This window comes from Streptomyces sp. NRRL F-5123 (assembly GCF_000721495.1).
Taxonomy (GTDB): Bacteria; Actinomycetota; Actinomycetes; order Streptomycetales; family Streptomycetaceae; genus Actinacidiphila.
Genome location: NZ_JOHY01000009.1, coordinates 164177 through 179301, shown reverse-complemented (window position 1 = coordinate 179301; position 15125 = coordinate 164177). Strand labels below are relative to the sequence as shown.

General features: G+C 76.0%; 11 protein-coding genes. 9 read left to right on the top strand and 2 right to left on the bottom strand.

All coding sequences use genetic code 11. The features are described 5' to 3' along the window. Positions 1–218: 218 nt before the first annotated feature. The 6 genes from IH54_RS0111925 (at position 219) to IH54_RS0111900 (ending at position 8049) form a co-directional block, all read left to right on the top strand. The gene (locus IH54_RS0111925; protein WP_031515734.1) at positions 219–1913 is read left to right on the top strand and encodes a protein kinase domain-containing protein; all 1695 of its coding nucleotides are present in this window, start codon (positions 219–221) and stop codon (positions 1911–1913) included. 118 nt (positions 1914–2031) lie between these two features. Next, the gene (locus IH54_RS0111920; protein ID WP_078862111.1) at positions 2032–3117 is read left to right on the top strand and encodes a 3-oxoacyl-ACP synthase III family protein; all 1086 of its coding nucleotides are present in this window, start codon (positions 2032–2034) and stop codon (positions 3115–3117) included. Continuing rightward, positions 3114–3854 carry a glycosyltransferase family 2 protein gene (locus tag IH54_RS0111915; protein WP_043180555.1) on the top strand — a complete coding sequence of 247 codons (741 nt, stop codon included), beginning with the start codon at positions 3114–3116 and terminating at the stop codon, positions 3852–3854. Before IH54_RS0111920 ends, IH54_RS0111915 begins: the two co-directional genes overlap by 4 nt. 407 nt (positions 3855–4261) lie before the next feature. Then, positions 4262–5650, top strand: a complete 1389-nt coding sequence (locus IH54_RS0111910; protein WP_234343466.1) for an AMP-binding protein — start codon at positions 4262–4264, stop codon at positions 5648–5650. Positions 5651–6187: 537 nt separating this feature from the next. After that, positions 6188–7153 (top strand): cytochrome P450, encoded by a 966-nt coding sequence (locus tag IH54_RS0111905; RefSeq protein ID WP_199923369.1) that lies wholly within the window; start codon positions 6188–6190, stop codon positions 7151–7153. Further along, complete coding sequence (locus tag IH54_RS0111900) at positions 7150–8049, top strand: NAD-dependent epimerase/dehydratase family protein (RefSeq protein ID WP_031515724.1); 900 nt, start codon at positions 7150–7152, stop codon at positions 8047–8049. The genes IH54_RS0111905 and IH54_RS0111900 overlap by 4 nt, the downstream gene beginning before the upstream one ends. 396 nt (positions 8050–8445) lie before the next feature. Here IH54_RS0111900 and IH54_RS0111895 read toward each other — a convergent pair whose 3' ends face one another. Both IH54_RS0111895 and IH54_RS0111890 read right to left on the bottom strand, forming a co-directional pair. Continuing rightward, a complete protein-coding gene (locus IH54_RS0111895; protein ID WP_043180553.1) occupies positions 8446–9192 on the bottom strand; it encodes a hypothetical protein in 747 nt (248 codons plus the stop codon). Positions 9193–9399: 207 nt separating this feature from the next. Then, complete coding sequence (locus tag IH54_RS0111890; protein ID WP_031515720.1) at positions 9400–11052, bottom strand: PucR family transcriptional regulator; 1653 nt, start codon at positions 11050–11052, stop codon at positions 9400–9402. 284 nt (positions 11053–11336) lie between these two features. Here IH54_RS0111890 and IH54_RS0111885 point away from each other — a divergent pair, with 284 nt between their 5' ends. The 3 genes from IH54_RS0111885 to pucD are packed head-to-tail and all read left to right on the top strand — an operon-like array spanning position 11337 to position 15090. Further along, a complete protein-coding gene (locus IH54_RS0111885) occupies positions 11337–12224 on the top strand; it encodes an FAD binding domain-containing protein (protein WP_031515717.1) in 888 nt (295 codons plus the stop codon). Then, positions 12215–12691: a (2Fe-2S)-binding protein gene (locus IH54_RS0111880; protein WP_031515715.1), complete on the top strand. Its 477-nt coding sequence runs from the start codon at positions 12215–12217 to the stop codon at positions 12689–12691. Before IH54_RS0111885 ends, IH54_RS0111880 begins: the two co-directional genes overlap by 10 nt. Positions 12692–12696: 5 nt before the next feature. Continuing rightward, positions 12697–15090: a xanthine dehydrogenase subunit D gene (gene pucD / locus IH54_RS0111875; protein ID WP_031515713.1), complete on the top strand. Its 2394-nt coding sequence runs from the start codon at positions 12697–12699 to the stop codon at positions 15088–15090. The last annotated feature ends 35 nt before the right edge of the window (positions 15091–15125 follow it).

The window sequence follows — 15125 nt, the reverse complement described above, 5'->3', positions numbered from 1 at the left end:
CCTGCCCCTGAGCCGCCCGGTGCGGTGTGTGCGCGGGGGCTCCGCAGCAGTCTGACCTGCGGCGCAAGGGTGCCCCGGCGGAATCCGGGCGTCCGGGCGGAAGCGCGGCCATCGGGCGGGGAACGGTCACCGCGGGCCGCTCCGCCGCACTACAGTCGTCCCGCCGGTGAACGGCATTCCCGGGGTCGGGTTCTTCGAGAGCGTGGGTTGGGGGCGTCGTGGCCGGTGCGGACACGTCTCATCGGATCGGTCCGGAGACGGAACCGGACCGCTACCGGCTCGTCCGCTCGATCGGCAGGGGCGGCGAGGCACTGCTCTACCTCGCCGAGCTCGAACTCGCCGGGGAGACCGAGCCGGTCGTCCTCAAGATCTTCGACACCGCGGCCACCGTCAGCGAGGAGCAGTTCGAGCGGATCGGCCGCCGCTGGAAGGAGCAGGCCGAACTGCTGCGGTTCGTGCACCGTCCCGGCGTCGTCGGCGTGCGGGAGTACTTCGAGGCGCAGCCCGTCCACCGCTCGGGCGAGGCGGCCGCGGTGAGCGGCCGCGCGCTGGTCCTGGTGCTCAACTACGTCGACGGGCTCGACCTGCGGGACTGGCGGGCCGCGCGCAGCTTCGAGTCGGCGCAGGACCGGCGGGAGGTCGCCTCCGTCCTGGCGCAGCTGGCCGAGACGCTGGACTTCCTGCACTCAGGGCTCGCCACCCCGTCCCGCCGGCTCGTCGTGCACGGCGACCTCTCGCCCGGCAACGTCATGGTCGACGACCGCGGCCAGACCACCCTCGTCGACTTCGGGCTCAGCAAGCTCACCGCCGAGGGCAGCACCGCCCAGGTCTGGTTCACCCCCGGATACGCCGCGCCCGAGGTCTTCGAGGGCAAGCGCACCCCCGCCACCGACCGCTACGCCTTCGGGGGCATCGCCTACTTCCTGCTCTGCGGCCAGGCGCCGCCGATCGCCCCCGACCAGCTCGCGCACGCCCTCGGCGGGCTCCCGCAGCTCGCCGCGCTGCCCGCGGACATCCGCGAGCGGCTGTGCGCCATCGCCGCGGCCGACCCGGACCGGCGGCCGGGGGACCTGTCGTCGTGGGTCGCGGCGCTGCGCCAGTCCGTCGTGAGCACGCCGCTGCCGGAGCAGGGCACGCTGCGCGCCGCCCCGCCGTTACCGTCCGCGCCGCCGCCGTCCGCCTACCCGGCCGCGCCCGGGGCCCTGCCGCATCCCACCGAGCCGTACCGGCCGGGCACCCTGCTCCAGCCCGTCCCGGCCCCGCCCGGCCCACGCAGGCGGCGACCCGCGCTGCCGGCCCTCTCCGTCCTCGCCGCGGTCGTCGTCGTCTCGCTCGTCGTCTACCTCGTCGCGAACCGCGGTTCCGGCGGCGACGGCTCCGCCAAGGGCGGGGACACCCCGCAGCCCAGCTCCACCGGACCAGCGAGCCCGGCGACGTCCTCGGCCCCCGCGGCTGCTCCGACCACCGCGCCCACCACCGACCCGCCCTCGCCCACGCTGCCCCCCACCCTGTCCCTGACCGACCTGCGGCCCGTCGCCAAGGACGCGGACGGCTCCCTGCAGATCGGCGGCGGAACCATCGACACCAAGCGCTACGACACCGCGCTCGTCGTCGACCAGGGGCCGCAGGCCCGCTGCCAGGGATCGATCTCCTACAACCTCGGACGCAACTGGACCCGCCTGACCATGGTCGCCGGCATCGACGACGACTCCTTCGACACCGCCTCGATCGTCACCGTCTACGTCGACAACGAGCAGCTGTACACCGGCGAGGTGAACGTCGGCTCTCCCGCCTCGATCGATCTGGACGTCACCAACGGCCTGCGCCTGACGATCGGCTTCTCCGACACCGAGCCCAACCCCCACTGCCGGATGGGCGACCTCGTCCTCGGCGCCCCGACCCTCAGCCGGTGAGCCGCCGGCGGCCGGCGGGCGGTGGGTGCAGCCCGCACGCCGCAATGAGGCCGTGGCGTAAGGCGGTTGAGTACGCGTACTCAGGCAAGACGTTCGAATCCGCTCATAGCATCGCGGCATGGCATCGGACTTCCGGACCACCGCGCCCCGTGCGGGCTCCGCACCCCGCACGGGGCGCGTCCCCGCCGAGGGCACCGCGCCCCGCGCGACACGGGCGGGCATCACCGCGGCAGCCGCATGGCTGCCCGAACGGAGCGTCAGCTCCGCCGAGTTGCAGGAGCGGATCAGCGCGGCCGCGGGGCTGCGGCTGCCGCCGCGGATGGTCGAGCGGGCCACCGGGATCGCCACCCGCCGCGCGGCCGGGGAGGGCGAGTACGCCTCCACGCTCGCCGTCCGCGCGGCCCGCACCGCACTCGCCCGCGCGGAACTGGCGCCCGGCGACCTCGACCTCCTGGTCTTCGCCTCCGCCACCCGCGACGTCGTCGAACCCGCCACCGCCCACATCGTCCAGGCCGAACTCGGCTCCAGCGCCCACGCGCTGGACGTCACCAACGCCTGCAACAGCTTCGTCAACGGCATCGACACCGCCCGCGCGATGATCCTCGCCGGGCGCGCCCGCCGCGCCCTCGTCGTCACCGGCGAGACCCCCAGCCGCGCCGTACGGCACGCACCGTCCGGCCCCGACCAGCTCAAGGACGGCTTCGCCGGCTACACCTTCGGTGACGCGGGCGCCGCCGTCGTCGTCGAACCCGTCGCGCGCGGCGGCATCCTCGACGTCGACACCGAGACCCGCTCCGAACACTGGCCGCTCGGCGGCATCTTCGGCGGCGGCTCGCGCCACCCGCGCGGCGACGAGCACACCTACTTCCACGGTGACGGCAGCCAACTGCGCACCGTCTTCGAGCGGTTCGGCATGCGCGTGCTCGACCGCATGCGCGAGCGCACCGGGCTGGGCTGGGACGACTTCCGCCACGTCCTCGTCCACCAGGTCACCCTGCCGTACCTGGACCGCTTCGTGGAACTCACCGGGGTGCCGCGCGACCGGCTCGTCGTCACCGTCCCCGAACTCGGCAACATGGCCAGCGCCACGCTCGGCGTCCAGCTCGACCGGGTCCACGGCGGGCTCGCGGCCGGCGACCGGGTGCTCTTCGTCGGGCTCGGCGGCGGTGCGAGCGTCATGACGATGGTGTGGGAGAAGGCGTGACCGCGCTGTGGGTCGTCGTCCCCGCCTACCAGGAGGCCGCGCGCATCGGCAGCACGCTGGAAGCGCTCGCCGCGCAGCGGGACCGGGACTTCACGCTCGTCGTCGTCGACAACGCCTCCACGGACGGCACGTCCGCGCTCGCCTGCGACTTCGCCCGCTGGGCGCCCTTCCCCGTGCACGTCCTGCACGAATCCGACAAGGGGGTCGGCTGCGCCGTCGACACCGGTTTCCGCTACGCGATACGGGGCGGGGCCACGCTGCTCGCCCGCACCGACGCGGACTGCCTGCCGCGGCCCGACTGGACCGCGGCGGCGCGCGACGCGCTCCGGCACGGCGCTGGGCTCGTCTGCGGCCGCATCGACGCGCGCCGCGACGAGCACGGGGCGCTCGGGCGTGCGGCCTTCCGGGCCCTGGTACGCGTCGCCGCGCTCTTCGGCCGCCTCCGCCCCGCGCACCGGCGCGGCCGCGGCTACCTCGCGCCGTACCGCATGCACGCCGGCAACAACATGGCCGTCACCGCGGCTCTCTACGAGGCGGTGGGGGGCATGCCCAGGCGTCCGTCGCCGACGGACCGCCTCTTCCTGAACCGCGTGCGGCGGCACACCGCTGCGATCGTGCACGCACGGGGCATGGTCGTCGAGAACTCGACGCGGAGGCTGCGGGCGTACGGGGTCGTGGGGACGGCTCGCTGGTACCTGGACCGCGGGGCGGGGGAGCGGGGGGAGGATCCGCGGTGAGGTGCGGTTGCGCGGTTGCGGTTGCGCTACGGGGTGGGTGGTGCGGTTTGTCGTGCGACCTTCCTGTGGGTGGGGGTTGAGCGCGCAGTTCCTCGCGCCCCTGGTTGTCACCCGGCGGGGCATCGCGCTTTCCGCCCGGTGGGTGGGGGCGGGTGCCGCCACGGGGCACCTCCTCGGAACGCGCCTTCGCCCTCTTGTCGAGTTGGTGAGGCACTACCGGCGCATTCCTGCGGGGGCACCCCGCACCGTCCCCCTCCGGGCGTAGGAGCGGCTGTTCCGTCGGTGGGGGTGATGTTCGAACTCGGCTTCGTCATAGGGGGAACTGGATCGTGCTGGACGAACTCGCGCGGGGGTTGCGCAAGGCGCCGCAGAGGCCTGCTGTGTTGCGGGCCGGGTGGAACGGGGGCGTGCGGACTGCCGTCACCCGCGGGGAGTTGGCCGATCTGGCGGAACGGTACGCCGCGGCGCTGCACGCGCGGGGGATCGGGGCGGGCGGGACGGTGGGGGTGGCCGTGCGGCCGGGTCCGCGGGCGTTGGCCGTGCTGCTGGCCGTGCACCGGCTCGGGGCGCGGGGGGCGGTGCTGGATCCCGGCGCCGGGCCCGATGTGCTGCGGGCGCGGCTGGCGCTCGCGCGGCCCGAGGTCGTGCTCGCCGACGCCACCGCACAGGCGGTCGCCGGTTGGGCGCGCCCGCTCGCGCGGCGGGCGCATCTGGCGCTGCCGGACCTGGCCGAGCTGGGGCCCGTCGCCACGGTGGGGCCGCGCTTGCCGGGCTGCGCGCCCGCGCTGGACGCCGGGGTGCGCTCGGGTGTCCTGCCGCGGCCGGTGGAGGGCGACGGGGACGCCGCGATCGTCTTCACCTCCGGTACGGCGTCGCGGCCGCGCGCCGTGGTCCACACCCGGGCCTCGCTCGCCGCGGGCATGCGTACCGTCGCCGAACTCGTCCGCCCCGCCGCGGACCGGCCCGTGCTCGGCGGGACCTTCTTCGTCCTCGTCCCCTCCCTCGCCTCCGGCGCGCCCGTCGCCCTGCCCGCCCGCTCACCGCGCGCCCTCGCCCGGCAACTGCGCCGACTCGCCCCGCAGGCCACCTACTTGACGCCCCCTCAGCTGCGGCGGGCGCTGGCGGAGGGCGCCGCCTTCACCGGCCGGGTGTGGACGGGCTCCGCCCCGGCGAGCGCCGACCTCCTCACCCGCGTCCGGCGGGCGGGCGCCGACGAGGCGTGGGGCGTCTACGCGCTCACCGAGCTCTTCCCGGCTGCCGCGGTCGAGCAGGCGGAGAAGGCCGCGTACGGGGGCCCCGGCGATCTCGTCGGCGCCCCGCTGCCCGGCGTGCGCGCCCGCACGGACGACGCCGGGCAACTGCTGCTGGCCGGTCCGGGCGCGCGGGACCGCTACCTGGGGGAGGCCCCGGAGGAGTGGGTCGCCACCGGCGACCGAGGGCGGACGGGCGGTGGGCGGCTCGTCCTGGAAGGGCGGGTGAAGGACATGGTGCTGCGGGGCGCCGAGAACATCTACCCGGGGCTGTACGAGCCCTCGCTGCACGTGGCCGGTGTGGAGCTGGCGCTGCTCGTGGGTGTCCCGGCGGGGGACGGCGACGAGCGGTTGGTGGCCGTCGTCCAGCCCGTCGCCGGGGCGGACGCGGGGCAGGTACGGGCGGCTCTGGCGGGGCCGCTCGCTCGGATGGGGACGGCGCGGCCGGATGCGGTGGTCCTTGCGGATATTCCGCTGGGCGGGCGGTCGCGCAAGCCGGATCGGGCGGCGGCGGCGCGGATGGCCGCGGAGCGGCTTCGCGGGTGAGCTTGTTTTTGCCCGCCCCCATGGCTTCGCGTGGGGGTGCCCGCCCGCCCGTGCGGGTGCTTGGCCGTCTGCCGGTGCCACCTGTGGGTGGGTCGGGGGCCACTCCGGGGGTACCTCCTCGGAATGCGCGTTCACCCTCTTCCGGTGGTGGTGCCGGACTGGGAAGCGCATTCCTGCGGGGGCACCCCCGGATCGTCCCCCTCCGGCCGGAGTGGCGGCGTTCCGCCCGGTGGGGGTGAGGAAAGACGGGGACTGCGGCTCGCCCCCGACGGCGAATGCGCCCCACAGGGGGAAGAGAACCGACGTCCGAGCCGCACGGGTGGCGGGGGTGGGAACCCCCCCGCCGGAGGCGCCGCGAGCCGGGCGCGGGCACGGCAGCGGCTCACACCGCAGGCATACCGGAAGAGGGAGGGAAAGGTCATGGGGGAAAGGGCCGCTCGGCGGCGGGACCGGCGGGTGTACGGGAGGGCTCATCCCGTGTTGTTCGCGGTGCTCGGGGCGGCCCGGGGGAGGGACGTGGTGAGGGTGGGGCGGACCGTGGTCGTGAACGGTGCGCAGGCGTACAAGGAGGCGCTGACGCGGGTGCCGCTGGATCGTGCCGCGGCCGGCACGACGGGCGGGGCGGTGCGGGAACTGGGCGCCGGCGGGGGGCTGTTCGACGAGGAGGGCGGTGAGCACCGGGGCAGCCGGCGCGCGGTCGCGGAGGGTCTCGGGGCTGCGGGGGTGGAGCGGCTGCGGCCGGTGTGGCGTGCGGTCCTGGACCGGCGCCTCGCGCCGCTCGCCGCGGGGCAGGAGGTGGATCTCGTGCCGCTGGCCCGCGAGATGGCGGGCGCGACGGTGTGCGCGCTGCTCGGGGTGGTGGCGCCGCCGGAGGCCGTGGCGGAGGCGGCGGGCGTGGCGGCCGCGGCGGCCGTGCGGGCCGAACTGCCGGGCCCGCGCAAGCCGTTCGCGGGAAGAAGGGCGGCGGAGGCGGCGGCCCGGCTCGCGTCGCTGCTGGGCCCGGAAGGGGCGGGCGGGGTGCCCGCCGTGCTCGCGGTGGCCGGGGTGAACACGACGGTCGCCGCGGTGCCGCGCGCCGCGGCGTGGTGTGCGGAGGCGGGGTGGTGGGCGTACGCGGAGGCGGCCCGAACGCGGGCCGCGCTCGTGAGCGAGCTGCTGCGGGCGACCGCCCCCTCGCCGGTGCTGCCGCGGGTGGCCGCCGGGGACGCGGAGCTGGGCGGCTGCCCGGTGCGCCGCGGGGACCGCCTCGTGCTCGTCGCGCGGCACGCAGTGCTCGCCCACCGGTTGCCGCCGGACGTGCGCGACCCGGCGCCGCCCGCGGTGGCGCAGCTGGTGTTCGGCGCCGGGAGCCACGCGTGCCCGGGGGCGCGGCTGGCGCGTGCGCAGCTCGACGACGTGCTCGCCGCGCTCGCGCCGTACCGTCCCGCCGTCGTACGGGCGCGGGTGGACCGGCGGGCGGCGCTGCCCGGGTGGCGGACGCTCGTGGTGAGGTCGGGGCGGTGACCACCGTCGCCGTGACCGGCGCGAGCGGCTTCTGCGGGGCGTACGTCGCGGCCGAGGCGGCGGCGCGGGGCGCACGGGTGCTGTGCGTGGGGCGCCGGCCCGGACCCGTCGGGCGGCACGTGCCGTGGGACGCGGCGCGCGAGGTGCCGGACCTGGGCGGGGCGGACGTCGTCGTCCACTGCGCAGCCGCCGTCGGCGACCCCGTGCCGGGCTCGGCGGCGGAGGCCGTGATGCACGCGGTCAACGTGGCCGGCACCGCGCGGCTGCTACGGGCCGCCGCCGGGCGGCCCGTGGTGTGGGTGAGCAGCGCGAGCGTCTACGCGCCCGTCGTGCGTCCGGGCGTCCCCGTCGGGGAGGGCCATCCCGTACGCGACCAGCTCAACGCGTACGGCCGCACGAAGGCGGCGGGCGAGGCGCTGGCCCTCGCGGCGGGCGCGGTCGTGCTGCGCCCCCGGGCCGTCTACGGCGCCGGGGACCCGCACCTCGTGCCGCGGCTGCTCGCGCGGGTGCGCGGGGGAGTGCTGCTGCTGCCGGGCGGTGACGTGCGGATGAGCCTCACGGCGGTGGAGAACCTCGCGGAGGCGTGCCTGGCCGCGGACGGGTGGGCGCCGGGCGCGTACAACATCGCCGACGCGGCGGCGTACGGGCGGGACGCGGCGGTGGGGTGCGTGCTCTCGGCCCACGGCGTACGGGCGAGGGTGCGGCACGTGCCCGTGCCCTTGGCCCGCGCCGCCGCGCGGGGGGCCGAGGCGCTGGCCCGCGCGCGGCCCGGCCGCGAACCGGCCCTCACCCGCTACGCGGTCGACCAGCTCGCCCGCGGACTCGTCCTCGACACCTCCCGCGCGCAGGCCCAGGGCTGGACCCCCACCCGCACGCTGGCCTCCTACACACCGTGAGTCCGCGGGCCAGCCACGCCATGTACCACTCCCGGGCGCCGGGCACGCTGGCCTCCTACACACCGTGAGCCCCAACGCGGTACGAACCGGACCCGCCCGCCCGTGGGTGGCTGTGCGCGCAGTTCTCCCCCAGGGCTTCGCCCGGGAGGCACCCCCACGCGCCCCTGGTTCGTTGCCCTGCGCGGTATGTGCGAGCCTCTGCGGGCGCTTCCCCTTGCGGGGCAGGCTTGCTGGCGGGGGCGAGCGTTTCAGGGGCGCGTGGGGGTACCTCCCAGGCGAAGCCCTGGGGGAGAACTGCGCGACAAGCCCCCACCGGCGGGCGGTCGCGCAAGTCACCGTATGTGGAAGCCCGGTGCGTCCCGCCGGGAAAGCGGGAGAGCGGGAGAGCGGGAGAGCTCAGCGCAGTGACGGGGCCAGCCAGGTCGGGATGGCGCCGAGGAGGGTGAAGAGGCGGGTCGCTTCGGCGCGCAGGGGGGCGGCCTCGTCGTCGGGGGAGACCTCGGCGAGGGAGAGGAGCGCGGGGGCCGTGCCGACGAGGTGGCCGAGGGCCACCCGGAGGCGGAGGGATTCGGCGAAGCCGTGGCGGGCCTCGGCGATGTCGCCGTCCGCCGCGGCGAGGCCGGCGAGGTGGCGCCAGGTGAAGGAGGTCAGGAAGGTGTTGCCGTGGGCCACCGCGCCGGCGTGGGCGCGGCGGTAGGCGGCGCGGGCGGCGGCGGGGTTGGCGGCGATGTGCTCGGCGACGAGCCCGCGGCGGAAGTCGAGCAGCGGGCGCCCGGGGGAGCTGGGGGAGAGGAGTGCGGCGCTGCGCCCGAAGGCGGAGCGGGCCTCGTCGGCGCGGTCGCGTACGTGGTGGAGGGTCGCGCCGTAGGCGAGGTAGCCGCGTTCGGAGGCGGCTGCGCCGCGTTCCTCGTCGGTGCCGGCCATCGCCTCGGCGACGCGCAGCGCGTCCTCGGCCTCGGCCCAGCCGTCGAGGTGGTAGAAGCAGCCCTCGATGAGGATCTCCGCCCGCTGGCGTGCGGCTCCCGGGTCGTCGGCGCAGTGCGGTGCGAGCAGCGCCGCGGCTTCCGCCCAGCATCCGCGGGCGCGCAGCCGCCAGACGTCAGGTGTTCCGACCACAGATTCCGACAGGGCGGTTTCCGCCACTTCTCCCCCAAGCGCGTCGTCGAGCCAGTGCGAGTTGTGCGTGCCGTGCAGCAGTGCAGGGAACTGGACGTCCGCGCCGACCCCCCGCGGTGCGGTATCGGGTTCATGTGTCCGGCAGTTGTCCGCGTGCCTGCCGGTTGCCGAAGTTCAGCACGCGGCGGGGGCTTCCGCCAAGGGGTCGGAGATCACATCTTGTGAACGGGATCACTAGCTCATCCGCAGCGCCAGGAAGAAGTCCAGTTTGTCTTCGAGGCGGGACAGGTCACGGCCCGTCAGCTGCTCGATACGGGTGATGCGGTACCGCAGCGTGTTGACGTGCAGGTGCAGCCGGGTGGCGCAGCGGGTCCAGGAGCCGTCGCAGTCGAGGAAGGCCTCCAGGGTGGTGATGAGGTCGGAGCGGTGCCGCCGGTCGTAGGCGCGCAGCGGGTCGAGGAGGCGGGCGGTGAAGGCGCGGCGGACGTCGTCGGGGACGAAGGGCAGCAGCAGGACGTGCGAGGCGAGTTCCTCGTGCCCGGCGACCGAGACGGTGCCGGGGCGGGCGGCGGCGACCCGGCGGGCGTGCCGGGCCTCCTCCAGGGCGCCGCGCAGGCCCTCGGGGGAGGAGACGGCGGCGCTGACGCCGGCGGTGAGCCGGCCCTCGTCGCCGAGGCCGCGGGCGAGCGGGCCGCGCAGCAGGGCGTGCAGGGAGTCGGCGGTGAGCGGGTCGTGCGGGCCGCCCGGCTCGCCGGGTGCGTGCGCGGCGCCGGCGAGCGGGAGGAGCGCCATGGCCTGGCCCTCGGCGTGGGCGACGGCGACGCGCCCGGGCCCGTCGGCGGCGGGGCCGGCCAGCACCTCTTCGAGCAGCGCCTGCGCGGCCGGTCCTGCCGCGGGTCCGCCGCCGGGCCAGTCCACCGCGGCGACGACGATCTGCCAGTACGTCGCGCCCTCGGCGCCGGGCGCGAGGACGGGGGCGGCGGCGCGCAGCCGGGCGCCGGTCTCGGCGGGGGCGCCGCCGCCCGCGACCAGGTCGAAGATCTCGCCGGCCAGCCGCCGTGCGACGGCCCGGGCGGCGTCGCGCCGGTCGCGCTCCACGGCGATCAGCTGGGTGACGCCGCGCAGCAGGTCGAGCCGCTCGTCCGGCCAGTCGCCCGCGTCGGCCTCGACGGCCAGGAACCAGTCGGTGAGCACCCGGGCCCGCGGGTCGGTCCCGGCGGCGGCGCCGCTCACCGGGAAGAGCGAGTACGTACGGCCCTGCACCGCGATCCGGTAGGGCCCGCGGCGGCCGGTGCGGGCCGCGGCCTGCTGGGCCCCGGCGAGTTCGGCGCCCAGCTGCGGGGGCAGGGGGCGGCCGGGGCCGGCGATCTCCCGCCCGGTGGCCGACAGCACCCACGCCCGCAGGTCCAGGTCGCTGCCGAGCAGGTCGAGCACGGCGTCCGGGCCGCCGCCCGCGGGGCCCGACGACATCAGCCGGCGGTGCCGCTCGACGACGGCCGCGAGGTCGCCGGCCCGCTCGCCGGAGACCTGCCGGGCCACGTACTCGGTGATGGTCGCGAACGCCACCCGCTCGTCGACGGCGAACAGCGGCAGCCGGTGCCGGGCGCACGCCTCGACCAGGTCGTCGGGGACGGCGCGCAGCTCGGCCTCGCCGACCGCGAGCGCGGCGACCCCGGCGGCGGCCAGCAGCCGGACGAACGCCTCGCTGTCGGCGGGCGTGTGCCGCCAGGTCAGCCCGGTGAGCACCAGCTCGCCGCCGCTGAGGTAGCGGCTGGGGTCGCGCAGGTCCGTGGTCATCACGCCGCGGACGGTGCGGTCCAGTTCGGCCTCGCCGCCCAGCAGCCGCAGGCCGAGGGTTCCGGTGTCGAGGAGCGCGCGCAGCCGCATCGTGGTCGCCCTGTCCTGTCGTGCGTGGTCCCGGTGCCGTGCCGCCGCGGGCGCGAGCCGGCTGGTCGGCGCCCGGTGTGGCCGGTGGGAAACCGTGAGGTTTCCGCACGGTCTCTTTCAGAGGAATCTACAAGACCGCAGGCGTGGCCAGCCAAGCGCTTCATGGTTTCGGTGACTGCACCCGGACGGCCCACTCGCCGTGTACTGGGCGTACGCAGCGTGTAACAGGACAGGAAGAGCCGCCCGCCCACCCGAAGACGCCAACCCCGGAGACGAGGCACCGCATGGACTTCCTGCGCCCTGCCACCTGGCAGGAGGCGCTCGCCGCCAAGGCCGCGCACCCCGAGGCCGTGCCGCTGGCGGGCGGCACCGACGTCATGGTCGAGATCACCTACGAGCACCGCAAGCCCCGGCAGCTGCTGGATCTCAGCCGGATCGGCGAGCTGGCCCGGTGGGAGAGCGGCGGGACGGACGTACGGCTCGGCGCCACCGTCCCGTACGCCCAGGTCATCGACCACCTGGCGGACGAGCTGCCGGGCCTGGCGCTCGCGAGCCGTACGGTCGCCTCGCCGCAGATCCGCAACCGCGGCGGCGTCGGCGGCAACCTGGGCACCGCCTCACCCGCCGGTGACGCCCACCCGGCGCTGCTCGCGGCGGGCGCGCAGGTCGAGGCGGAGTCGGTGCGGGGGAGCCGGATGATCCCCATCGACGACTTCTACACCGGTGTGAAGCGCAACGCGCTCGCGCCCGACGAGCTGATCCGCGCCGTGCACGTGGCGAAGGCGACCGGCCCGCAGCAGTTCTCCAAGGTCGGCACGCGCAACGCGATGGTGATCGCGGTGTGCGCCTTCGGCATCGCGCTGCACCCGGACGCCCGCACCGTCCGCACCGGCATCGGCTCGGCCGCGCCGACCCCCGTCCGCGCCCGCACCGCCGAGGAGTTCCTGACCGCGGTGCTCGACGAGGAGGGGCTGTGGGACAGCGGCCGGCCCGTACCGCCGTCCGCGGCACGGGAGTTCGCCGTCCTGGTGGCCGCCGCCGCGAGCCCGATCGACGACGTGCGCGGCACCGCGGCGTACCGCAGGCACGCGCTGGGCGTGCTGGCCCGGCGCACCCTGGAGTGGACCTGGCGGCAGTACCGCGACGAGAGGGGGGACCGGACATGCGCGTGACGTTCACCGTCAACGGCCGGCGACGGCAGGCCGACGACGTCTGGGAGGGCGAGAGCCTGCTGTACGTGCTGCGCGAGCGGCTCGGCCTGCCGGGCGCCAAGAACGCCTGCGAGCAGGGCGAGTGCGGCTCGTGCACGGTCCGCCTGGACGGCGTCCCGGTGTGCTCCTGCCTGGTCGCGGCGGGGCAGGCCGAGGGCCGCCGGGTCGACACGGTCGAGGGACTGGCCGGACCGGAAGGCGAACTCGCCCCGGTGCAGCAGGCGTTCGTCGACGCCGGGGCCGTGCAGTGCGGCTTCTGCACGCCGGGCCTGCTGATCACCGCCGACGAGCTGCTGGAGCGCAACCCCTCGCCGTCCGACGCCGACATCCGCGAGGCGCTGTCGGGCAACCTGTGCCGCTGCACGGGCTACGAGAAGATCCTCGACGCAGTCCGCCTCGCCGCCGCCCGTACCGGAAAGGCCGGGTGAGCGCGATGACCCCCACGCACGGCACCCGCCTGACCCCCGCCGGCCTCACCCAGTCCAGCGCCGCACGCGCCGGCGGCGTCGGCGAGTCGGCCCCGCGCCCGGACGGCACGCTCAAGGTCACCGGCGAGTTCGCGTACGCCTCCGACCTGTGGCACGAGGACATGCTGTGGGGCCACACACTGCGCAGCACCGTCGCGCACGCGCGGATCACCGCGATCGACACCGCCGAGGCGCTCGCCACCCCCGGGGTGTACGCCGTGCTCACCCACGACGACCTGCCCACCGAAGTGCGCCACTACGGGCTGGAGTTCCGCGACACGCCCGTCCTCGCCCACGGCAAGGTCCGCCACCACGGCGAGCCCGTCGCGCTGGTCGCCGCCGACCACCCGGAGACCGCGCGCCGCGCCGCCGCGAAGATCCGCGTCGACTACGCGCCGCTGCCCGTCGTCACCGACGAGGCGAGCGCGACCGGCCCCGGCGCCGTCCTCGTCCACGAGGACCGCGACGACCACCACGCCGCACACGTCCCGCACCCCAACGTCGTCCACCGGCAGCCGGTCGTACGCGGCGACGCCGCCGCGGCCGCCGCCCGCGCCGACGTCGTGGTGCGCGGCGAGTACGTCTTCGGCATGCAGGACCAGGCCTTCCTCGGCCCCGAGTCGGGCCTCGCGGTGCCTGCCGAGGACGGCGGTGTGGACCTCTACGTCGCCACCCAGTGGCTGCACTCCGACCTGCGGCAGATCGCCCCCGTCCTCGGCCTGCCCGAGCGCAAGGTGCGCATGACGCTGTCCGGCGTCGGCGGCGCCTTCGGCGGGCGCGAGGACCTGTCGATGCAGATCCACGGCTGCCTGCTGGCGCTGCGCACCGGCAAGCCGGTGAAGATGGTCTACAACCGCTTCGAGTCCTTCTTCGGCCACGTCCACCGCCACCCCGCCAAGCTCGCGTACGAGCACGGCGCGACCCGCGACGGCAAGCTCACCCACGTCCGCTGCCGCATCGTCCTGGACGGCGGGGCGTACGCGTCCTCCTCGCCCGCCGTCGTCGGCAACGCCGCCTCGCTCGCCGTCGGCCCCTACGTCGTGGACGACGTCGACATCGAGGCGCTCGCCCTTTACACCAACAACCCGCCCTGCGGGGCGATGCGCGGCTTCGGCGCCGTCCAGGCGTGCTTCGCCTACGAGGCCCAGATGGACAAGCTCGCCGCCGAACTCGGCCTGGATCCTGTGGACTTCCGCCGCCGCAACGCCATGAGCCAGGGCTCGGTCATGCCCACCGGGCAGGTCGTCGACGCCCCAGCGCCCGTCGCCGAGCTGCTGCGCCGCGTCAAGGCCCGCCCGCTGCCGCCGGAACGCCAGTGGGAGACCACCGAGGGCCCCGACCTGCGCGCCCTGCCCGGCGGGCTGTCCAACACCACGCACGGCGAGGGCGTCGTGCGCGGGGTCGGCTACGCCGTCGGCATCAAGAACGTCGGCTTCTCCGAGGGATTCGACGACTACTCCACCGCCCGCGTCCGCATCGAGGCCGTCGCGGGCGAGCCCGTGGTCACCGTGCACACCGCGATGGCCGAGGTCGGCCAGGGCGGGGTGACCGTCCAGGCGCAGATCGCCCGCAGCGAACTGGGCGTCGCCCAGGTCACACTGGCCCCCGCCGACACCACCGTGGGCTCGGCCGGCTCGACGTCCGCCTCTCGCCAGACGTACATGACCGGCGGCGCCGTCAAGCACACCTGCGAGGCCGTACGGGAGCGGGTGCTCGACCTCGGCCGCCGCAAGTTCGGCACCTACCACCCGGCCTGGGCCACCGCCGAACTCCTCCTGGAGGACGGCAAGGTGGTCACCGACGGCGGCGAGGTGCTCGCGGACCTCGCCGACGTCCTCGGGGACCAGGCGGTCGACCTGGAGCTGGAATTCCGCCACCGCCCCACGCAGCCCTTCGACCTGCGCACCGGGCAGGGCAACGGGCACGTCCAGTACAGCTTCGCCGCGCACCGCGCCGTCGTCGAGGTCGACACCGAGCTGGGCCTGGTCAAGGTCGTCGAGCTGGCGTGCGCGCAGGACGTGGGCAAGGCCGTCAACCCGCTGTCCGTCACCGGCCAGATCCAGGGCGGCAGCACGCAGGGCCTCGGCGTGGCGGTGATGGAGGAGATCGTCGTCGACCCGGTGACGGCGCTGGTCCGCAACCCGTCCTTCACCGACTACCTGATCCCGACCATCCTCGACACCCCGCCCATGCCCGTCGACATCCTCGAACTCGCCGACACCCACGCCCCGTACGGCCTGCGCGGCGTGGGCGAGGCGCCGACGCTGTCCTCGACCCCGGCGATCCTGGCCGCCATCCGCCAGGCCACCGGCCGCGCCCTGACCCGGGCCCCGGTCCGCCCGGAGCACCTGACGGAGTAGGGACGCGTCTCCCCGTCCCCGGCCTGGGGGACGCC

Bases quoted from the DNA above. Each gene is read 5' to 3' on its own strand.
- IH54_RS0111890 (WP_031515720.1), bottom strand. From the start codon at position 11,052: ATGCGGCTGCGCGCGCTCCTCGACACCGGAACCCTCGGCCTGCGGCTG.
- IH54_RS0111920 (WP_078862111.1), top strand. From the start codon at position 2,032: ATGGCATCGGACTTCCGGACCACCGCGCCCCGTGCGGGCTCCGCACCC.
- IH54_RS0111885 (WP_031515717.1), top strand. From the start codon at position 11,337: ATGGACTTCCTGCGCCCTGCCACCTGGCAGGAGGCGCTCGCCGCCAAG.
- IH54_RS0111880 (WP_031515715.1), top strand. From the start codon at position 12,215: ATGCGCGTGACGTTCACCGTCAACGGCCGGCGACGGCAGGCCGACGAC.
- pucD (WP_031515713.1), top strand. From the start codon at position 12,697: ATGACCCCCACGCACGGCACCCGCCTGACCCCCGCCGGCCTCACCCAG.